Origin of the sequence: Pseudomonas sp. NFACC42-2 (assembly GCF_900116055.1) — a bacterium.
In the GTDB taxonomy this organism is placed as follows: domain Bacteria; phylum Pseudomonadota; class Gammaproteobacteria; order Pseudomonadales; family Pseudomonadaceae; genus Aquipseudomonas; species Aquipseudomonas marginalis.
Genome location: NZ_FOZO01000005.1, coordinates 184427 through 205016 on the forward strand (window position 1 = coordinate 184427; position 20590 = coordinate 205016).

Genomic DNA, 20590 nt, shown 5'->3' on the forward strand with positions numbered 1-20590 from the left:
CATAGGTGGATCAAAACGGATAGGCAGGCGCAGTGTTCTTCACCGTGACCCATTGCCACTGGCTGTACTCGTCCCAGTCGGCCGGCCCGCCTACGCTGCCGCCATTACCGGAAGCGCCGCGCCCACCAAAGGGGTTGATGCATTCGTCGGCGACGGTCTGGTCATTGATGTGCAGCAGGCCGCAGTCAAGCCGCTCGCCGATGGCCATGGCACGCCCGACCGAAGGCGAGATGATCGCGGCCGAGAGGCCATACTCGGTGCGGTTGGCCAGCTCGATGGCCTCTTCGTCGGTGGCAAAACTGACCACCGTGGCCACCGGCCCGAAGATTTCATCCTCAAACGCACGCATGCCTGGCCGCACGCCACTGAGCACGGTGGGCTGGTAGAACAACTGGTCGTATTCGCCGCCCGCCTCCAACCGCGCGCCCGCTTGCAGGCTGTCGCTGACGATCTCGTGCACGCGCTGCAATTGCCGTTGGTTGATCAACGGGCCGAGCGCGGCTTCACCGCGGGCGGCATTGCCCACGGTCAACGCCCGGGCCTTGTCCACCAACTTGCGCGTGAGGCGTTCGGCGATGGATTCATGGGCGAGAATCAAGCCGGTGGCCATGCAGATTTGCCCCTGGTGCAGCCAGGCGCCCCAGGCGGCATTGCTCGCGGCCAGGTCGAGGTCGGCGTCTTCGAGAATGATCAGCGGGTTTTTGCCGCCCAGTTCCAGCGCGACTTTTTTCAGGTGTCGTCCGGCCACTTCGGCGACTTTGCGCCCCGCCGCCGTCGACCCGGTGAACGCAATCATCTGCACATTCGGATCGCGGCACAGCGCCTCACCCGCCGGCGCGGCGCCGGGCAACACCTGCAGCAGGCCCTTGGGCAAGCCCGCCTCCTCGAACAGCCGGGCGATCAGAAAACCACCGCTGACCGGGGTCTGCGGGTCGGGCTTGAGCACCACCGCATTGCCCGCCGCCAGGGCCGGGGCCACCGAGCGCAGCGACAGCACCAGCGGAAAATTGAACGGTGAAATCACCCCGACCACGCCATGGGGCTGACGCCGGGCATAGGACAGGCGACCGGCCGCACTGGGCAGCACCAGCCCGTGGGGTTGGGACAACAGCCCCGCCGCCTGATGCAGCAGCACAATCGCTTCGCGCACTTCGTGCTCGCCCTTGAACAAGGCGCCGCCGGTTTCCCGCGCGACGTACAGCGCCAGTTCGGCAAAGGACTGCTGGGCCAGGTCCGCCGCCTTGCGAAACACCTCGGCGCGCTCCCGTGGGCCGAGTGCAGCCCAGGCCGGCTGGGCCAGGGCCGCGCTGCGGCAGGCGACGGCGATGTCGGCCGGGTTGGCCATGGCGCTGCGCATCAGGGGTTCGCCGGTGGCGGGTTCGATCACCGCGATCACAGACCCCGAAGCGGGTATCCAATCGCCGTTGAACAGGCATTCGGACGCAATGGCCCGTTGTAGCAGGTGGGTGGTTTCAGGTACTGACATGGCAACTCCCGGTTCTTGTAATTGTCATCGCCTGCACAGGGTGCAAACGCCGCATCAAGCCTTGAGCAAAGGCTGTGCCGCTTGCACCCAACGACGCAGACATAAAGGACCGAGGGCTCTGGGACGAGGCCTGCCACGGGGCGCCCACGCCTCATCGCCCCATCGGCTGCAAAAACCGCGGCACCGCCACTTGTTCAATTGATAAGGTTATGTTTAATAACTATCTGAGCAGTTACTCATATCGATCACTCGCTTTGCAGGGGCATAACAATGACTAATCCCCACTGCGCGCTGCCCGACGACCGGGTGGCCAGCGCGCCCTACCATCCGCGCGGCGACAGCCGCCAACTCAGTGACAGCAGCTCGCCCACCCCGGCGGAACTGACCGATTGCCTGTTCTTCTCGCCCGAAGACGGGCGTATCTGGCTCAACGATCAACGCATGGTGTTGCTGCACGGTTCGTCGTTCGGTGCCCTGCGCGCGGAGGTCATCGAACGCCTGGGGCTGGAGCAGGCGCGTGGCCTGTTCACCCGCACCGGTTATGTCTCCGGCGCGCGAGATGCGCGGCTGATCCGCGAGCGCTGGCCACAGGCCGATGCCGCCGCCGTGTTCCGCGCCGGGACCCACCTGCACACCCTGGAAGGCATGACCAAGGTTGAACCGCTGCACTTCAAGTTCGATGCCGACTCGGGGTTCTATGAAGGCGAGTTCCTCTGGCACCACTCCTGCGAGGCCGATGAACACGTGGGTGCCTACGGCATCGGCCAGGACCCGGTGTGCTGGACTGAAACCGGCTATGCCATCGGTTTTGTCAGTGGCCTGTTCGGGCAAATGGTGATTTTCCGCGAGGTGGAATGCCGGGGCATGGGCCACCGCTGTTGCCGGGTGATCGGCAAGACCGCGGAGCAATGGGGTGACGTCGAGCAGGACCTGCGCTACCTGAATGTGTCCCAGGCCGTCACCAACGCCACGGTCGCGCCCACGCCCGACCACCCGGTGAACCACAGTGCCAGGGCCAACCCGCCGCAAACACTGGTGGGTGCGAGTGCGGCCTTCAACGCCGCGACACAAGCCCTGCAACGTGTCGCACTGACCCCGGCAACGGTGTTGATCAGCGGCGAGTCCGGGGTCGGCAAGGAGATGTTTGCGCGCCAGTTGCACCAGCTCAGCCGCCGCCAGGACAGCCCGTTCGTGGCACTCAATTGCGCCGCCATTCCGGACAACCTGATCGAGGCCGAACTGTTCGGTGTCGAACGCGGCGCCTATACCGGCGCCACGCACTCGCGGCCTGGACGTTTCGAACGAGCCCAGGGCGGCACGCTGTTTCTGGATGAGATCACCAGCCTCAGCCTGGCCGGGCAAAGCAAGTTGCTGCGGGCCTTGCAGGAACGGGAAATCGAACGGGTCGGCGGGGTGCGCGGGATCAAGGTGGATGTGCGCGTGGTGGCCGCCACCAATATCGACCTGCGTAAAGCCGTGGCCGACGGCAGCTTTCGTGAAGACCTGTTCTACCGCCTGAATGTCTACCCCATCGCCCTGCCCCCGCTGCGCGAACGCCGGGACGACATCCCGCTGTTGATCAATGCGTTCCTCACGCGCTTCTGCCAGGAATACGCGCGAACGCCGGTGGGCCTGACCATGCGCGCCCTGAAGGTGTTGCTGCGCTATGACTTCGCGGGCAATGTGCGCGAGCTGCAAAACCTGATCGAACGCGGCCTGATCGCCAGCGACGAAGGCCAACCCATTGACCTGGTGCACCTGTTTCGCAACGAACCGATGCCGGCCGATCCCTACGGCCTCGACGACCACGGCAGCCTGTCCAACAGCGCACCGCCGCCGTGCCTGGCACTGTTCGACACCCTTGGCCAACTGGAACCGGGGTTTTCCATCGAAGGCCTTGAATCGCGCCTGCTCAACGAAGCCCTGCAACGCAACGCCGGCAACCTGGCCGCCGCCGCCAGGCTTGTGGGGCTCAGCCGTGCACAATTTGCCTATCGGCTGAAGAAGCATCAGCGGCAAAGCCCTTGATGGGCAATTAGTGCTTTAAAAGCTTTACCCAATTAAGTATTTTGCAGGGATACCGGGGCGATAAGCGCCCCTCTTTTTACTCGTGACAAGGATCTCCTGTGAGCGGACTGCGTGAACGTCAGAAAGCCGAACGCCGGCAAGCTATCAGCAAGGCTGCGATCGAGCTGTTTGAGCGCCAGGGTTTCCAGAACACCACCATCGAACAGATCGCCAGCCAGGCCGGGGTGTCGCCGCCGACGGTGTTCAAGTACTTCGGCAACAAGCAGGAAATCATCCTGGAAATCCTGCATCACGCCGATCAGCGCGCAATCAGCGACACCCGCCGCGAGATCCACACAATGGACGATCCGGTCGAAGCGCTGTGCCACCTGGAAAGCCTGCTCACCGTCTATGCCCTGGAAGTCATGCACCCCAGCCTGTGGCGTGAACTGCTGCCGCTGATCCTGTTCGGCGGCAGCAATGAACTGCCGGCCGGTTATCGCGCCATGAACGATGCGCTCAGGGCGGAAATCAGCGAACTGCTGCGGGAACTGCAACGGGCCGGCAAGCTGCGCCCGCAACTCGATGTGGAATTGGCCGCGTTCCTGTTGAACGACTATTCGCACCTGCAACTGTTCAGGCTGGTGAACCAGGAACAGCCGGATCTCGACGCGCACTCGACCCAGGTCAGGCGTATCACCGAGCTGCTGTTCTACGGCATGCAGGCCTGACCCGTTACAGGGTCAGGCCACACTGATCAGCGGTTGCTCTTGATGGCCGTCCAGGTGCGGGTACGGATGCGCTCCGCGGCGGCCGGGATCGGCTCCAGGGCGAACAGGGTCTTGCGTGCTTCCTCCGGCACATACATGTTGGGGTCGTTGCGGATGCTGGCGTCCACCAGCGCAGTGGCGTCCTTGTTCGGGTTGGGGTAGCCGATCTTGTTGCTGATACGCGCAATCACGTCCGGGCGCAGGATGTAATTGATGAACGCATGGGCCTCCGCCAGATCGGGTGCCTTGGCCGGGATCATCATCACGTCCGCCCACATCGGCGCGCCTTCCTTGGGCAGTGCCATCTCGACCTTGACGCCCTTGCCGGCGGCATCCGCCAGTCGCGTGGCCAATGCGACACCGCCGGACCAGCCCACGCCCACACAGATATCACCGTTGGCCAGGTCCATGCCGTAGCGCGACGAGTTGAAGTAAGTGACGTAAGGGCGAATCTTCATCATCACGGCCTGGGCTTGCACATAGTCCTCACGCTTCTGGCTATTGGGGTCGAGGCCCTTGTAGTGCAGGGCAATCGGCAGGATCTCGTTGCCGGCGTCGAGGAAACCCACGCCACAACTGGCGAGCTTGGCGAGGTTTTCTTCCTTGAAGATGATGTCCCAGCTGTTCATCTGCACGTCGGGGCCCAGGGCCTTGCGCACCTTGTCGACGTTGTAGCCGATCAATGTGGTGCCCCACAGGTAAGGCACGGCGTAGCGGTTGCCGGTGTCACCCACGGCTTCCAGGGATTGCATGAACTGCGGGTCCAGGTGCTGCCAGTTCGGCAACTGCTGGCGGTCCAGCGGCTGCACGGCCCCGGCCGTGATCAGGTGCCCCAGGTTGGCGGTGCCGGGGAACACCACGTCATACCCGGAGTTGCCTGTCAGCAGCTTGGACTCCATGGTTTCGGCACTGTCGAACACATCGTAAATCGGGCGAATGCCGGTTTCCTCCTGGAAACTCTTGAGCACTTCGGGTGGCAGGTATTCGATCCAGTTGTAGATCCGTACGGTGCGTTCTTCGCCCAGGCAAACACCGCTGATGAACAACGAGGCGACAGTGCCCAGCAAGGTATTGCGCAAAAACTTGTTCATGATCAACACACTCCAGCGCGGCCGCGATGGCTCGCAGCACTTAATAGCGGTAGGTGAAATACAGTTCCAGCGCACTGAACGTCTGGTCATCGCCGAATACCTGTTTGGCGGCGGCCAGCGGCTTGACCCAGTTGTAGGACAGCGACGTATAGAACGACGGCGTGGGCGTCCAGTCGAGGAAAACCACACTTTCGTCAGCAAAGCGCCGATCGCTGACCGGCGCGCCCATGTAGTTTTTCTCGTCCAGCCAGAACTGGTAGTGAATCGCGCCGAGGGTCAGGGTGTCGTTGAGGTGGGTCTTGAGGGAGAACTGCTGGACGTTTTCGTTGCTGTTGAACAGCAGGTAGTTGCCGACTACATCCCCGACCAGCCACGTGCTCCAGTCGACAAAGCCTTTGCTCAGCGAATCCCAGGCTTTCTGGCGGTTGTCGGTGAGGTTGTCGTCGCCGGAAAAGCTCGCGTAGCGGTAGCCAATGATCGGCGTCAGCGGCAAGGTAGTGAAGGCATAGTCGGCCTGGGCATACCAGGCGTTGGCATCGTAGTCGACACCCTCGCCGCTGCCGCGCTCCAGCGCGTACTCGGCATTCAGGGTCAGCGCCTGGACGCCGGGCACCTTGGCGTTGAGCGCCCTGAGGTTGTACACCTGCATCCCGTCCCGACGGCGCGGCAGCGTGCTGCCTTTGGGGCCGAGGGCATTGACCTTCATGGCCATGGCACCGAGCGTCACCTGGTCATCGAGGTTGTAGTCGAGGTTGACGCCGGTCATGCGGAAATCGCCCAGGTCATCATCGGTGCGCAGGGTGAATACCTGGGACTTCAGCGCGCCATGATCCCAGGCCAGGATCGCTGAATCCTTGAAGGCGGTTCGCGGGCCGAGCCAGTAGGCGCCGTCCTTGTACTGGTCGAGGTTACCGTCCATGACGATGAACCCCGTACCGATCATGTAGTTCTGGCGGCCGGCGGTGAACTTCCACTCGCCGGCGCGAAAACCGCCGTAGAGTTCTTCGGCTGCGACCTTGCCGTCGGAGCTGCGGGTGAAGCCTCCCGCATCGCCATCGCCGAAGGTGCTCGCCGCCACCAGGGAACCGCCGGCCAGCAGGCTGAAATCCGGTTGCAGCGCATACTCGAGCTTGCCCCCCGGTTTTACGTAGACCTCTTGCCAGTTGATGCGGGCGCCGCCGCTTTTACCGCTGCGTGCATCGACCTGGCCGCTGCCGAAGTTGACGCCACGGGTAAACAGCGTCGCCCCGCCCACGGTGAGATTGACTTCCCCCTTGAGATCGCCGTCCTCAAAGGTGTAGCCCGCCAGCGCGACGTGGGTGGTCAAGGGTAAGCCGAGCGCTAACAGCGCTCGGGAAAAACGCTTGGTGAAAACCATAAGAAGCTCCTGTGGAATTATTGTTGTTACAGGGCAGTCAATGGCGACGCAGGGCGCCGCCAACACCTGGGCAAGCCAGGTGAATAGAACGCAAGACTCTTATTGTTTGGGCGTGGGTCAGCGACTCAGGTGGGCGGCGATCGCGCGCAGCATGCGCACGCTGTCGGTATCGAACGGGCTGACCGCATCGGTGAGTGACGATTGCTTGACGATCACCACACCGGACGGCTTGTCGATGAACAGGTATTGGCCGTGGATCCCTCCGGCCATCAGGGCTTGGCTGTGGTCGTTGAACACGTACCACTGGCTGCGATAGGACGCACCCGGCGTCCAACTGGAGAACTCGGCATTTTGCGCGTAGATCGCCGGATCTGAGCCGGCAGCGATACGGGCCACGGTCTCGGGCGACAACAGCTCGACCCCGTCCTGGCGACCGTCGTTGGCGAGCAGGCGACCGAAGCGCGCCATGTCTCTCAAGGTGGCACTGAAGCCCGCCCCGGCAACGTTACGGCCCCAGGGATCGGCCATGAAATAACCGTCGCGCTCGCACCCCAAGCGCCCCCAGATCTGTTCCAACATCTGACTGCACGCCTGGCCCGAGGCACGTTCCATGACCCATGCCAGGACTTCGGTGGTGGCGGTCACGTAATGGAAAAAGCCGCCGTGTGCGCCACGTTTTTTCAGTGACGGCAGGTATTGGTAGAGCGATTCAAACTGGGCGTATTGCGCCGGTGCCGGCTGGAAACCGCAGGCATAACCGTACTGCGAACTCTCGGAGGCGGGATCGTCATACACCTCGTTGTAGTCGATGCCCACGGCCATATCGAACAACTGGCGCACGGTGGCATCGCCAAACGCACTGCCCACCAGTTCAGGCACGTAGTACGCGGCAGACAGCTCGGGCTTGAGCATGCCGTTGGAAACCAGTTGTTCGCCGAGGGTGCCGATCAGCGACTTGGTCACCGAGAACATGATGTGCCGGTCATCCGCGCGCTGGCCGTTGAAGTAGCGCTCGAACAACACCGTGTCGCCCTGCATCACTAAAAAAGCGTCGGTCTGGCTGGCCACAAGGTGTTCGATCACGCTGATGCTGAGCCCGCATTCGCTGTCGAAACACAGCGGGTCCAGCGCTGTGGGCGCTTCCTTGAGCTGACCGGCAGGCCTTGGACCCGCCGCCACATCAATCGTGGGACGCAACCGCGCCAGATGACGGAACCCCCACTGGCTGAAGGGCGCGCGCATCCAGTTGTGCCACGTTACCCGGTGTTTCGGCTCGGCCGGGAAGCCCTGCATCAGCGCAGGTGCCACGGGGGTTGCAAAGCACGACTCATTGGCCTCGACGTAAAGAGTCGCCAGTACAGACGGGGTTTTAACACTCATCGGGATAACCCTGAAAATGACTCTGCGTGGGAGCAGATGCACAGGAATAATTATCCGATATTTTATTTTAGTCAATAAAACTTTTTACTCGTTAATTTTATAAACAGTTGTACGACAACACAGACACGCATGATAGTATTTCTCATGCAGCGGACGTTCGATTCGCTGCACCAGTGGCAAGGACGTCCGCTCGAGAAACGCGCATGCCTGTGCGCGTTTAAACACTCAAGTTAATCAAGGATCTGATTACTCATGACAACCCCCTCAACCTTCACTGCCTCAAAACTGGCCAGTGCCGTTATCGGTGCCCTGCTGTTTTCCAGCGTTCCTGCGCATGCCGCGGACATCTGGCTGGATTCGGCCACCACCGGTTGGGCCACTCAGAACGGCGGCACCAAGGGCGGCTCGCGAGCTGCGGCGAATAATATCTACACGGCAAAAAACGCGGCTGAGCTGAAAACCGCACTGAGCGCGTCGGTGGGCACCAATGGTCGCATCATCAAAATCACCGGCATCATCGATATCAGCGAAGGCAAGGCTTATACGACGACTGCTGATATGAAGGTACGCGGTCGCCTGGATATTCCTGGCAAAACCACCATCGTCGGTACCACCAGCAATGCCGAAATCCGTGAGGGTTTCTTCTATGCCAAGGAAAACGACGTCATCATCCGCAACATCACCATCGAAAACCCTTGGGATCCCGAGCCGAAGTGGGACCCCACGGACGGCAGCGCAGGCAACTGGAACTCGGAATACGATGGCCTGACCATCGAGGGCGCCAATAACGTGTGGGTCGATCACGTGACCTTCACCGATGGCCGCCGTACCGATGACCAGAACGGCAGTGCCAACGGCCGTCCGAAGCAGCATCACGACGGCGCGCTGGATGTAAAAAACGGCGCCAACTACGTGACCATCTCGTACTCGGCGTTCAAGTCGCACGAGAAGAACAACCTGATCGGTTCCAGCGATAGCCGCACCACCGATGACGGCAAGCTCAAGGTCACCATCCACAACAGCCTGTTTGAGAATATCTCTGCCCGTGCGCCGCGCGTGCGTTTCGGCCAGGTGCACCTGTACAACAACTACCATGTGGGCAGCACCAGCCATAAGGTGTACCCGTTCTCGTACGCTCACGGTGTGGGCAAGAACTCGAAGATCTTCTCCGAGCGTAACGCCTTCGAGATCGCCGGTATCAGCGGTTGCGACAAGATCGCCGGCGATTACGGTGGCAGCGTCTACCGCGACACCGGCTCGACCCTCAACGGCAGCGCATTGAGCTGCTCGTGGAGTTCGAGCATCGGCTGGACCCCGCCGTACAGCTACACTCCGCTGGCCGCCGATAAGGTCGCCGCCGACGTCAAGGCCAAGGCCGGCGCCGGTAAGCTCTAAGCAGCGGTATCACCTGTGAAATGAAAAGCCCTCGGTGACGAGGGCTTTTTTGTGCAGCTATTGCACCAGTTGGTTGATCTCGATGATCGGCAACAGCACCGCCATCACGATCACCAGCACCACCGCGCCCATCACCACGATCATCAGTGGCTCCAGCAGTGCGGTCATGCCCATCGCCCGGCGCTCGATATCGCGGGACAGTGTCTGCGCGGCGCGATCGAGCATCGGCGGCAGCGAGCCAGTCTTTTCGCCGCTGGCGATCAGGTGGATCAGCAGGGGCGGAAATACTCTCTCCGCCGCCAGCGCCGTGGCCAGGCTGACGCCTTCGCGCACCTTGGCGGTGGCGTCGTTGACGCACTGGCTCAGGCAGTCGTTGGACAAGGTCTGGCGTGCCGCTTCCAGTGCACGCAACAGCGGCACCCCGGCGCCGCCGAGAATCGCCAGGGTCGAGGCAAACCGTGCGGTATTGAGCCCGAGTACAAAACGCCCGATCAGCGGCAGGCGCAACACGCGGCGATGCCAACCCAGACGCGCCAGCGGGTTGCGCAGGTACACACGCCAGCCCCAGAAACCCGCGATCAAAGCACTGAGGCACAACCAACCCCAACCGCGAATGAAATCACTGGCATTGAGCATCGCCAATGTCAGCCCGGGCAAGTCCTGGCGCGCCTGGGAAAACGCACTGACCACCTGGGGCACCACGTAGCTGAGCAGGAAGATCACGATGGCGATCGAGACCAGCCCTACCACTCCAGGATAGATAAACGCGGTGAGGATTTTACTGCGCAGGTTATTGCGTTCTTCGATGTAGTCGGCCAACCGCTCCATCACCTGGGCGAGGTCGCCGGACTCCTCCCCCGCCGCAATCAGCGCGCGGTAGATCTCCGGAAAGTCCCGTGGCCGTGCAGCCAAGGCATCCGCCAGGCGCATGCCGCTGCGTACATCGGCACGCACCGCACTCAGGGCCTGGACGATGTGTTTGCGCTCGGCTTGTTCCACCGTGGCACTCAACGCGGCCTCCAGTGGCAGGCTGGCGCTGAGCAGGCTGGCCAGTTGCCGCGTGGCCCAGGCCAGGTCGTTGTCCGACAGCTTGGCGCTGAACAGGCCCGCGCCGGCCGCCGAGGCCGTATTTTGCTCAAGGTGCACCGACAAGGCCGTCAAGCCACGCCGGCGCAGAACCCCGAACGCCTCGCGCTGACTGTCGGCTTCCAGGTGTCCGCTCTCGATCTTGCCCATGGCGTCGGCGGCTTCGAAACGGTAGCGATTCATCAGGCGTCCCGTGTCACGCGGAGCACTTCTTCGGGTGCCGTCACGCCGCTGTTGACCCAGCGTTCGCCATCCTCACGCATGCTGCACATACCGGCGCTGCGAGCTGCGGCCCTGAGCGCCTGCTCACCGGCACCCTGGTGAATCAGCGCGCGAATCGCGTCGTCAATGCAGAACAGTTCATGAATGCCGGTGCGACCGCTGTAGCCGGTGTGGTTACACGCCAAACACCCGAGTGGACGCCAAGTGCCCGGGCTGGCCGGGTCTTCTTCCTTGCATTGCGGGCAGAGACGACGCACGAGGCGTTGCGCCAGAACCCCAAGCATTGAAGACGCCAGCAAAAACGGCTCGACGCCCATGTCCAGCAGGCGGTTGACGGCGGATACCGCGTCGTTGGTGTGCAACGTAGCGAGTACCAAATGCCCCGTGAGCGAGGCCTGCACCGCGATTTGCGCGGTCTCCAAATCGCGGATTTCACCGATCATGATGACGTCCGGGTCCTGGCGCAGGATCGCCCGCAGCGCCAGGCCGAAGGTCATGTCGATCTTGGCGTTGACCTGGATCTGGCTGATGCCCGGCAGGTCGTACTCCACCGGGTCCTCCACGGTGAGGATATTGCTGGTGCTCGCATCCAGCCGCGCCAGGGCGGCGTAGAGGCTGGTGGTCTTGCCGCTGCCCGTGGGCCCGGTGACCAGCACGATGCCGTGGGGCTGGCGGATCAAGGTGTCGAGGCGCGCCAGCAACTGCGGCTCCATGCCCAGGGTCTCCAGCTGCAAACGCCCGGCTTGCTTGTCGAGCAAGCGCATCACCACCCGTTCGCCATGCCCGGTGGGCACGGTCGACACACGAATATCGATGGGCCGCCCGGCCACGCGCAGGGCGATACGGCCGTCCTGGGGCAAGCGTTTTTCGGCGATGTCGAGCTGGGCCATGATCTTGATCCGCGACACCAGCGCGCCATGCAGCGCCTTGCGCGGCGACACCACGTCACGCAGGGTGCCGTCGACGCGGTAACGCACCACCGAATGGCTTTCATAGGGCTCGATGTGAATATCACTGGCCTCGTCCCGCGCGGCCTGGGTGAGCAAGGCGTTGATCATACGGATCACCGGTGCGCCGTCCTGGGTGTCGAGCAGGTCGGTGATCTCGGGCATGTCCTGCATCAGGCGGTCGAGGTCGACTTCGTTCTCTGCCGCACCCACCACGGCGGCGGCGCTGCCCGTATCGGCATAAGCACTGGCGAGGAGGCCGTCGAGTTCGTCGTCGCGTACCTGCTCAACCCGCGACTGGCCGAACCGGCGCCGTACTTCGCTGATCGACCAGCCGGGGGTGGAGGGGCAGACGGTCAGCAGCATGCCGTCGTCGCCGGGGCGCAGGAGGATGCGTTGGGATTTGGCCCAGGCGTAGGGGAGCAGGCTCATACCCCTCTCCCACAGGAATACACATTTGGTCCTGCGTACAGCAGGCTCATGGTCGTGCACCTACAGGCACCGCGCGAATCACCGCCCTCGGCCCCTGCTGCTGCCCGCCCGGAATCCCCTTCTCCACCGCCGGCAACTGCGGCGCCTGCACATCCGGCATCGCCCAGCTGTGTTCCGGCTGGGAATGGCCCTGGGCACGACGCATGTAGTCATAGCGGTTCAGGGTGATCGCGCGCCCGGCACCACTGTCGCGGATGATATACGGGCGCAGGAACACCATCAGGTTGGTCTTGGTGACCGCCCGGCGTTCATTGCGAAACAGCACACCCAGCCCCGGAATGCTCGACAGCCACGGCACGGCTTCATTGCTCTGGCTGTAACCGTCCTGGAGCAGGCCACCGAGGACCATGATCTGCCCGTCATCGAGCAAAATACTGGTGTCGATCGCGCGCTTGTTGGTGACGATGCCGGCCGACGCGGCGCTGCTGGACGCGCGCTCATCGATGCTGCTGACTTCCTGGTAAATATCGAGTTTGACCGTGCCACCCTCAGAGATTTGTGGGCGCACATTCAGCTTCAAGCCGACCTCTTCACGGGTGACCGTCTGGAACGGATTATTGCTGGTACCGCCGCCACCGGTCACGTAGCTGCCACTGACAAACGGGATGGTCTGGCCAACAAAAATACTGGCCGCCTCGTTGTCCAGGGTCAGCAGGTTCGGCGTCGACAGGACGTTGCTGCCGCCTTTGCTTTTAAGCGCGCGGGCCAGCACCTTGAGGTCCATGACCTTGCCAATGCCGGGCACATCCACCGTACCGTTGATGAAGCCGAGGCTGAGCCCGCCGGGCAGCACGTCAACGCTGGTCTTGCCATTCAGGTTGAACCCCGCGCCGCCCAGGTTAGTGCCGCCAATCACGCCTTTGCCGGCCAGGTCGCCGCTCTGCCACTGCACGCCGAACTCATTGGCATCGTCCTCGCCGACTTCAACGATAAGGCTTTCAATCACCACTTGGGCGCGGCGTTGGTCGAGCATGTCGATGACTTCACGCAGGTTGCGGTACAACGGCTCCGGGGCAGAAATCAGCAAGGTGTTGGTGGTCGAGTCGGCCTGGAGGGTCACGCCACCGGCGGTGAAGGCGACGTTTTGCTCATTCGACTGCCCACCGGGCTGGCTGCTCGAGCTGCTGGTCGTCTGCGCCGACTCATTGGCGCTGGTGGTACTGCCTTGGCCACTGCCCTGCCCGGTCTGGCTGCCGGAGATATTGGCACCCATTGTGCTGAGGGCCGACCGCGCATTGTCACCGCCACCGCTGTCGCTTTCACCGGTCAGCAAACCGCGTAACGACTGCGCCAGTTTCGCGGCCTGGGCGTTGCGCAGGTACACCACGTGCAAATTGCTTGGGTTGGCTTGGGCGTTATCCAGCTTGTAGATCAAGTTACGCGCCAACTCGGTCCGCTCCGGGCTGCCGGCACGAATCACGATCGCGTTGGAGCGCGGGTCGCCCACCACCGTGATTTTCTGCGTCGGATCGCTGCCCGGCTGCTCCAACAGTTGCGAGACCATCTCGGCGATATCCACGGCGATCCCGTTTTGAACCTGCACCACGTCGGTGTCGATGGCGCTCGGGGTATCGATACCGTCGATAAGCTGCGCCACCCGCGCCAGGTTCTCGGCGTAGTCGGTGACAACGATGGTGTTGTTGCCCGGGTAGGCGTTGATCGGGTTGTTCGGCGAAACGATCGGGCGCAGCACCGGGATCAGGTTCACCGCGTTTTCGTATTGCAGGCGGAAGGTGCGGGTGAGCATGCCGCTGCCGCCCGGCTTGTCGGCACTGTAGATCGGCCCGCCGAGCAGCTTGGCATCGGCCTCGGGCACCACGTGCGCGATACCGCCCACATCCACCACGCTGAAGCCCTGCATGCGCAGTGCCGCCAGCAGCATGTCGTAGGCCTGATGCGCCGGTACCTGCCCTTCGGAAACCAGCGTGAGGGAGCCCTTGACGCGCGGGTCGACCAGGAACTGCTGCCCCGTCGCACGGGACAACGCCCGCACCACGGCTTGAATGTCGGCCTCGACGAAATTCAGCGTGACCGGTTGATCGCCCAAGGGTTTGCTCGGCGCCACGCCGCTATGACCGGCACCGCCGCCACGTCCGGGGTTGGTAACCTTGTGCAAGGGCCGCGACTGCCGTTCGATTTGCACTTGCGCACGCTGCCGGTCTACCAGGGCATCGCCGCTGCGCTGGGTGGTGGCCAGGGGCAGCCCGAGCTCACTGTCCTGGGGTAAATCCGCCGTGGGTTGCGCGCTGCATGCACCCAGTGCGAGCAACAGAAACGGCGCAGCCGTGCGTACATAATGGGAACCTGACCACTTCATGATGCTTCCTTAGCGCCGTGCATCCGATCCATACGGACGGTTCCTGTGAGAGTGCCTGCCGTGTTGTCGGCCGAGGCTTCGCTGGCGCGCTGCAAACGAGCCTCCACCACGTCCAGCGAAAATTGCCTGGGGTCACTCAATAACCAGCCGAGCACCGCATCGGCGGGGGCCGCGTCCAGTGTCAGTTGCCAGGACAGATCCTGGGCCTGCAACCGGTAGTGCCCCGCCAGTCCGGCGGCGTCGAGGGATTGCCGCAATGAGTGTTCAAGGTCCAGCCCGACAGGCGTGGTGACCTCGCGAAGCAACAGCGCCAGTGCCTGGCTCTGGGCGCGCAGCTTCGGGGTTTCGGCTTGCCAATAGTCAATGCTCTTGAGCGCCGGCTGGATCAGCGACAGCCAGACCAACAGGCTGGCGAGAAACACCGCCGCACCGCTGAGCATGGTTTTTTCCCGCGGGGCCAGCGCTTTCCAGCGTCCTCTGAATGCCATCAGCCGCGGATTATTCATCGTCGTTTTCCACGCTGGAATCACCCTCTCCCGACGCGGGTTCGGCCATCGCGCTCAGCGTCCAGATGCGCTCGTTGCGGTGGGCGGAAAGTCCCGCCTGCCTCAGCGCAGCCTGTACAGCGCCGTCGGCAGCGGGAGTGGCTTCGGCGGTCATCTGCAGCTGCAACTGGCGCTCGCTGAAGGTCAGCTGCTGGACGCTGCCAGCCATGAACGGCAGCGCCATGGCGGCTTGCTGCACCAGGTAAGCAAAGTCGTGATTGAGCTGCGCGGGCCCGCCCCCTTGCCGGATCGCCAACTGCTGGCGGGCCTGTTGCAGAGGGTTGAGAATCACCGGCAGCTCGGGAAATGCGTGCTTCACGCGCTGGCTCATCTGCTGCTTGAGCTGCTGCCCTTGCGCAACCTCGCGGGCGGCGTAAAGGTTGAGCCCGGCCACCCAGACACCCACGGCCAACGCACAACAGCCCAACGCCCGCCCCCAACCGGCCGCCGGTGCAGTGCGCCGGCCGACCCCGGCGTGCAATCCCCAGCCAGGGGCAGCGCCGTTCCAGCGCTGGTGGTCCACGGGCCACAGCACACTTTCGCCGGTGGCGGCGAGCGCTTCCAGACGGTCCTCAACCAACGGTTCCACCGCCCCATGGGCGAGGGTGAAACGCAGCAGCAACTGGCCCTCTACCACACACCCATTGACCTGCCCGGCCGCTGGCACGGCTAAGCGGTAAGGCGCTGGATACAGACCGCCCAGCTTCAATCCGTGCAGGCCAAGCAACTGACCGAGGCGATCCAGTACAGCCTTGGGCAACCAGCTCAGGTGCACCTGTCCATCGGCATCGCGAGCGCTGTGCGCCACATGCATCTGCTCGCTGGGCCCCAGGATCAACGCCTGCGCAGCGCAGGTAACGGCCGCATCGATACGGGACGCTGACAACGGCGGAAGTTCAATGCGCGTAAGTACCGTGTCCATGGGGTGAAGGAAACACTCGACGGCCTGAGACTTGACCCGTTGTCCCAGCTGGCCAAGGGTGCTGATGCCGGTATGGCTGACGTGCCCCTTGCGGTCCAGTTGCGCGAACTCAAGCTCGGTGTCCGACGTCAAGGACTCCAGCGGTGGCAAGGCAAGGCGCAGGCGCGTCATACGCCCAGCCTCGACCAGATGACCCTGGGCATTGCGTCTTCCGGACGATGCAGCAGCGCAGCCAGGTGAACACGGCGCTGATTGCGGCGGGCCTGCCCCTGGAGCAGGAACCACTCACTGGTGATCCCGACGTTGAGTTCATCCACGTTCAGGTTGGGCAATCGCGCACGGTTAACGAAGTCGCCGCGATTGATAAACCACTGGCCGCGATCGCGCTCGGCGACCAACGCCTTGGCCTGCGCCCAGGACAAACCCGGCACCACCGCGGCCAGCACCTCAGCGCTGGCCGTATTGCCGTTGACCCAGGTGTTGACCGGAAGAATGCTGACGTAGCGCTCGAGCCGCGCCAGGACCCGCTCATTGAGGCCTTCGATACCGCGTAATTGATCAAGACTGCGCAGCATCGGCTGGGTGGCGGGTAATGGCGGGGGCGGCTGCCCCACTGTTGAGGCAACCGGCCTATGTGGGTAGGCCTCAATCAAGCGTTGGCTGATGCGCTGCGCCAGGCGGGCCTCGACACCGATCATCTCGCACAACCGCTCAAAGCTGCGCATCTGCCCGAGATCAACAGACTCTTGGGCGATTAAATTGCGCAGGTTGAACTTGCCTTGCAGGTCCTCAAGGCGGCCTTCGAATTCGCCGTCCTGAGCGGTGTTGATAGGCCGGGCCCACGGCTGGTCAAGCCGCGTCAGCACATCCTGCTCGCGGGCGTCCCGGAGCAATCGCCGGCTGACTTCCAGGCCGCCCAGCAGTGATGCACTGCCCTGCACTCGCGCCTGCTCGGCCTCAAGTGAACGGGTAAAAACGCTCTGGCGGGTGAGCATGCCGGCGGCGAACACAGCGACCACCGCCGCGATCAGCATCGCGCTGATAATCGCCATGCCGCGCTGTTTCGCCCCTGTGGGCGAGTGTGATTTCATGGCCGCGCTTAGAGCTGCCAGGATCCGATATCGGCATTCACACCGTCGCCATCAGGCTGTCCGTCGGCACCGAGGGAGAAGATGTCGACTTCGCCGTTCGCGCCGGGATTCAAGTAATGGTAAGGACGGCCCCAGGGGTCGTTGGGCAGGCGCTCCAGATAAGAACGCCAGTTGGTATTTTTTGCATCTGCCGGGCGCTCGACCAGTACCTTGAGGCCCTGGTTCATGTTGGGATAGGTGCCGTGGTCGAGGCGATAAAGCTTGAGCGCCTGCATCAGGCCGGCGACGTCCTGCTTGGCCGCAATCGCCCTGGCCTGGTCCGGGCGGTCCAGCACTTTAGGCACGACAATCGCCGCCAGAATGCCGAGGATGACCACCACCACCATGATCTCGATCAGCGTGAATCCTTGCTGAGCGTGGCGGGCGCGAGGCCCATATTTGATGCGCGCGAAATCCATATCCACCATCCTTGGCTCGATCCTAATTCGGCGCGCAGTGTAACAAAACTAACTATCTGGATAGCAAAAATAATTGGCCGCTGCCCGCGGCTCTCTGAGTGCTACTCTACGGCGTGTTTTTACGCCAAGAGTGACCCATGGAGCTGTCGCGCAAGGAGCAGGGTTTTACATTGATCGAGGTGCTCGTGGCCTTGGCGATCATTGCCGTGGCGATGGCGGCGGCGGTCCGCGTTGCAGGCTTGATGACCCAGAGCAATGGGTTGCTGCGCGACCGCTCGATGGCGCTGCTGTCGGCCCAGGGCAGGCTCGCCGAACTGCGCCTGGAGGGACGCCTGCCCAGGGGACACAAAGCGTTTGAATGTGATCAGGGCCGCTTGCAGTTGCGTTGCGAACAGAGCATCGCACCGAGCGCCGATGGACGCCTGATGCGCGTCACCCTGCAGGTGTCGGAGCGCAAGCGCGAGGCGCCACCGTTGGCGCGGGTGGAAACGCTGCTCAACCCGCCGAAGGCAACGCCCCAATGAGCGTTCAGGGTCGGGTCAAGCGCGGTAGCACCACCGAGTCCGGCAGCGTGCTGACCTTAATGCGGGTGTGCTGCGTGCCCCGCTCAATCACTACTGCATCGCCCTCGATCGCCGCCAGGCGCACCCCCTGGGCCAATGACTCGCCCACCCGAAAACTGCGCGGCGGCCCCTCGTTCAGGCTCAGGATCGCCACCGCCCCGCGCACGCCCGCCATCAGGCCGGAGACCTTGATGTCCACCACCGCCGGCTGGTTGGAAAACCACTGCAACGCCGGTGTATCCGGGCGCGCGGCCAAAACCGGCGGCTCGACCGGCGGCACCTGGGACTCGGCCGATGTCAGCAACACGGAAGACCAGACCAGCACACCCGCGAGCGCCGTGGCCAATGCCACTGCCTGCACCACTCGCGGCGCGGTCAAACGAAAAATAGCGACCACGACAAAACCTCCTTGTTGTCCTGCCGGGCAGTCTACAGGAGAGACCCACGACGAAGGAGCGTTGTGTCATGACCAAGGCCAATCAACAAGGCTTCACCCTGATCGAATTAATGGTGGTCCTGGTGATCATCGGCATCGCCTCGGCGGCGATCAGCCTGAGCATCAAACCCGACCCGTTGCAATTGCTGCGCAAGGATGCCAACCGCGTGGTCCAGATGCTGCAGATCGCCCAGGCCGAAGCCCGGGCCGACGGCCGCCCCATCACGTGGCGGGCCGACACTAAAGGGTTTCGCTTCAGTCGGCGCCACGAGTCTGGCCAGGGCTGGGATCACTTCATGAGCGACTCGCAACTGCGCCCCCGTGCCTGGGAAACACCCTCGATGAGCGTGCGGGTAACCCCCAGGCAACCGGTGGTACTGAATGCCGAATGGTTCGCCTCGCCCTTGCAACTGCAGCTTTCGGATGGCCAGCACCGCCTCGACATTCAACGCACGGCGACCGGCCAGATACGCGTGGCAAATGCACCATGAAAACTCACCAGCGCGGCTTTACCCTCATCGAAGTCATGGTGGCGATCATGCTGATGGCCATTGTCAGCCTGATTGCCTGGCGCGGCCTCGACAGCGTGAGCCGTGCCGACAGCCATCTGCAGGCCAGCACTGAACAAACCGAAGCGTTGTTGCGCACACTCAACCAGCTGGACCGCGACCTGGCCCTGCGCGCCAGCGTTGAACTGAGAACGCCAGCCTTGAACGATGACGAACAGCCCGACGGGCTCGCCGCGATCAGCGTTCGCAGCTCCGACCAGCATGATTTTCAACTGAACGTGATTCGTAATGCAGCCCTTCCCGAAAACGGTCTGCAACGGGTGCGCTGGTGGCTGGAGGGTGACACGCTGTACCGCGCCACATCAGCGGCCAGTGATCGATATCCGTTGCCGCCCCCAAAAAAAGCGGTGGCTGTCTTGTCCGGCATCAGTGACCTGCAGGTGCGCATCTGGGAAGCGGGCCAAGGCTGGCGTCAGCTGGCCGGCAACCGTAAAGCCGATCCCATCGGCCTGGAAATCAACCTGACCCGCCAGACGCCGCAGGGGGAAGAACGCTATCGGCAAGTGCTGGGGCCGCTGCAATAAGCGAGTCAGCGACGACCCAGGTATCCCCACGCCCTGGAGCGGGCAAAGCACTGAGCTCTTCGATTAAAGCGAGTGAAAGATATATTCAGTCTGTGCACGAAGATCCAGCTCAACACCTGCCCCCTGCAGACGAGTGTGAAGGTCAGCATCATCGACGCGGACTTTCCAGGACACATTGGCCGGTACGTCGCCTCCCGCGCGAACGAGACTGATGGCCTGCTGCAATTGCGCACGGTCGGCTAAGTAAACAGCCAGCGCGTTGCCTTTCCAAGCGGCAACACTCATCCCCAGCGCCGCGCAGACTGAAACTTTTGCCTTGGCATCGTCGCGGTCAGCCTGCCGGGAGCGTTGAATCTGATCCTCCAGGACAGGATCAACTACACGGTCGGACCATAGCACCTCTCCCGACTCCCAGACTTCCGGCGGGCAGACCTTTTCTTCGGGGCGCAGGGTTAGAAATGGATTGATTTCCATCGGATAGATTCGACACACCAGCGGTCGATCTTCATAGATCGTGCAGCGGTTATCCTCCCCTAGACTTGGACACTGGGTCAGTGCGTTACCCGCAAAAATGGCAATGACCTGAATACGTGCCTCTCCACTGGCCACATCGACCGCGCGTTGCACGCTGTGGTTGTAGTGCCCTGGCAACGGGAAGACTGATGTGTCGAAAGCTTCGAGTATGACTGCGACGTTACCACCGCGATCTAACCATTCCTCGGCCTCTTGAAGCGTCAGAGGGATAAGACGTTCTTTACAGCAAGTTCCACACCCATTGCAGGTAAACCGCGTGACGTTGTTTTCCATGGGCGTCACTGATTGGCTTATAGGTGTCATGATCAATCCTGTTTCTCGCTTCCAAACTTCCAGTAGAGGCGATGGTTAAAGAAACCAATGATATAGGCTGTATA

The 20590-nt window shown here is 62.7% G+C and carries 19 protein-coding genes and 1 pseudogene; 6 read left to right on the plus strand and 14 right to left on the minus strand.

Annotated features, from left to right (window positions below):
* Window positions 1-10 precede the first annotated feature (10 nt).
* Window positions 11-1486, minus strand: coding sequence for a benzaldehyde dehydrogenase (locus BM416_RS13275; protein ID WP_092488352.1), 1476 nt, complete (start codon window positions 1484-1486; stop codon window positions 11-13).
* A 270-nt stretch (window positions 1487-1756) separates the two neighbouring features.
* Between BM416_RS13275 and BM416_RS13280 the strand changes: the two genes are divergently transcribed.
* Both BM416_RS13280 and BM416_RS13285 read left to right on the plus strand, forming a co-directional pair.
* Window positions 1757-3514 carry a sigma-54-dependent Fis family transcriptional regulator gene (locus BM416_RS13280; RefSeq protein WP_092488353.1) on the plus strand — a complete coding sequence of 586 codons (1758 nt, stop codon included), beginning with the start codon at window positions 1757-1759 and terminating at the stop codon, window positions 3512-3514.
* Window positions 3515-3612: 98 nt separating this feature from the next.
* A complete protein-coding gene (locus BM416_RS13285) occupies window positions 3613-4224 on the plus strand; it encodes a TetR/AcrR family transcriptional regulator (protein WP_092488354.1) in 612 nt (203 codons plus the stop codon).
* Window positions 4225-4250: 26 nt separating this feature from the next.
* Here the strand turns inward: BM416_RS13285 and BM416_RS13290 are convergent, their stop codons facing one another.
* The 4 genes and pseudogenes from BM416_RS13290 to BM416_RS13300 form a co-directional block, all read right to left on the minus strand.
* Window positions 4251-5354 (minus strand): polyamine ABC transporter substrate-binding protein, encoded by a 1104-nt coding sequence (locus BM416_RS13290; RefSeq protein WP_092488355.1) that lies wholly within the window; start codon window positions 5352-5354, stop codon window positions 4251-4253.
* A 40-nt stretch (window positions 5355-5394) separates the two neighbouring features.
* A complete protein-coding gene (locus tag BM416_RS13295) occupies window positions 5395-6732 on the minus strand; it encodes an alginate export family protein (protein ID WP_092488356.1) in 1338 nt (445 codons plus the stop codon).
* A 37-nt stretch (window positions 6733-6769) separates the two neighbouring features.
* Window positions 6770-6916, minus strand: a pseudogene (locus BM416_RS31170) (hypothetical protein); the annotation flags it as partial.
* Window positions 6850-8112: a serine hydrolase domain-containing protein gene (locus BM416_RS13300; RefSeq protein ID WP_092488357.1), complete on the minus strand. Its 1263-nt coding sequence runs from the start codon at window positions 8110-8112 to the stop codon at window positions 6850-6852. The pseudogene BM416_RS31170 and the gene BM416_RS13300, both read right to left, overlap by 67 nt.
* 252 nt (window positions 8113-8364) lie before the next feature.
* Here BM416_RS13300 and BM416_RS13305 point away from each other — a divergent pair, with 252 nt between their 5' ends.
* A complete protein-coding gene (locus BM416_RS13305) occupies window positions 8365-9507 on the plus strand; it encodes a pectate lyase family protein (RefSeq protein ID WP_065926271.1) in 1143 nt (380 codons plus the stop codon).
* A gap of 57 nt (window positions 9508-9564) precedes the next feature.
* Here the strand turns inward: BM416_RS13305 and gspF are convergent, their stop codons facing one another.
* The 7 genes from gspF to gspG are packed head-to-tail and all read right to left on the minus strand — an operon-like array spanning window position 9565 to window position 17587.
* Window positions 9565-10776, minus strand: coding sequence for a type II secretion system inner membrane protein GspF (gene gspF / locus BM416_RS13310; protein ID WP_092488358.1), 1212 nt, complete (start codon window positions 10774-10776; stop codon window positions 9565-9567).
* Complete coding sequence (gene gspE, locus BM416_RS13315) at window positions 10776-12194, minus strand: type II secretion system ATPase GspE (protein WP_092488359.1); 1419 nt, start codon at window positions 12192-12194, stop codon at window positions 10776-10778. Before gspE ends, gspF begins: the two co-directional genes overlap by 1 nt.
* Window positions 12195-12240: 46 nt before the next feature.
* Window positions 12241-14571, minus strand: coding sequence for a type II secretion system secretin GspD (gene gspD, locus BM416_RS13320; RefSeq protein ID WP_092488360.1), 2331 nt, complete (start codon window positions 14569-14571; stop codon window positions 12241-12243).
* Window positions 14568-15077 (minus strand): type II secretion system protein GspM, encoded by a 510-nt coding sequence (gspM, locus tag BM416_RS13325; RefSeq protein WP_092488361.1) that lies wholly within the window; start codon window positions 15075-15077, stop codon window positions 14568-14570. The genes gspD and gspM overlap by 4 nt, the downstream gene beginning before the upstream one ends.
* The gene (gene gspL, locus BM416_RS13330) at window positions 15070-16209 is read right to left on the minus strand and encodes a type II secretion system protein GspL (RefSeq protein WP_092488362.1); all 1140 of its coding nucleotides are present in this window, start codon (window positions 16207-16209) and stop codon (window positions 15070-15072) included. The genes gspM and gspL overlap by 8 nt, the downstream gene beginning before the upstream one ends.
* Window positions 16206-17129 (minus strand): type II secretion system minor pseudopilin GspK, encoded by a 924-nt coding sequence (gene gspK / locus BM416_RS13335; protein ID WP_092488363.1) that lies wholly within the window; start codon window positions 17127-17129, stop codon window positions 16206-16208. The genes gspL and gspK overlap by 4 nt, the downstream gene beginning before the upstream one ends.
* Window positions 17130-17137: 8 nt before the next feature.
* On the minus strand, window positions 17138-17587 hold the full coding sequence (gspG, locus tag BM416_RS13340; protein ID WP_027603442.1) for a type II secretion system major pseudopilin GspG: 450 nt from the start codon (window positions 17585-17587) through the stop codon (window positions 17138-17140).
* 137 nt (window positions 17588-17724) lie between these two features.
* On the opposite strand from gspG, the gene gspI reads away from it, so the two are divergent.
* Window positions 17725-18111 (plus strand): type II secretion system minor pseudopilin GspI, encoded by a 387-nt coding sequence (gene gspI, locus BM416_RS13345; RefSeq protein ID WP_092488364.1) that lies wholly within the window; start codon window positions 17725-17727, stop codon window positions 18109-18111.
* A gap of 4 nt (window positions 18112-18115) precedes the next feature.
* On the opposite strand, the gene BM416_RS13350 is transcribed toward gspI, so the two are convergent.
* Complete coding sequence (locus BM416_RS13350) at window positions 18116-18547, minus strand: type II secretion system protein N (RefSeq protein ID WP_092488365.1); 432 nt, start codon at window positions 18545-18547, stop codon at window positions 18116-18118.
* Window positions 18548-18615: 68 nt separating this feature from the next.
* Here BM416_RS13350 and gspH point away from each other — a divergent pair, with 68 nt between their 5' ends.
* Together gspH and gspJ are read left to right on the plus strand one after the other, a co-directional pair.
* The gene (gspH, locus tag BM416_RS13355) at window positions 18616-19077 is read left to right on the plus strand and encodes a type II secretion system minor pseudopilin GspH (protein WP_092488366.1); all 462 of its coding nucleotides are present in this window, start codon (window positions 18616-18618) and stop codon (window positions 19075-19077) included.
* The gene (gene gspJ / locus BM416_RS13360; RefSeq protein WP_092488367.1) at window positions 19074-19679 is read left to right on the plus strand and encodes a type II secretion system minor pseudopilin GspJ; all 606 of its coding nucleotides are present in this window, start codon (window positions 19074-19076) and stop codon (window positions 19677-19679) included. The genes gspH and gspJ overlap by 4 nt, the downstream gene beginning before the upstream one ends.
* A 63-nt stretch (window positions 19680-19742) precedes the next feature.
* On the opposite strand, the gene BM416_RS13365 is transcribed toward gspJ, so the two are convergent.
* Entirely contained in the window at window positions 19743-20486 is a 744-nt protein-coding gene (locus BM416_RS13365) for a YkgJ family cysteine cluster protein (RefSeq protein WP_092488442.1), read from the minus strand.
* Window positions 20487-20590: the final 104 nt, after the last annotated feature.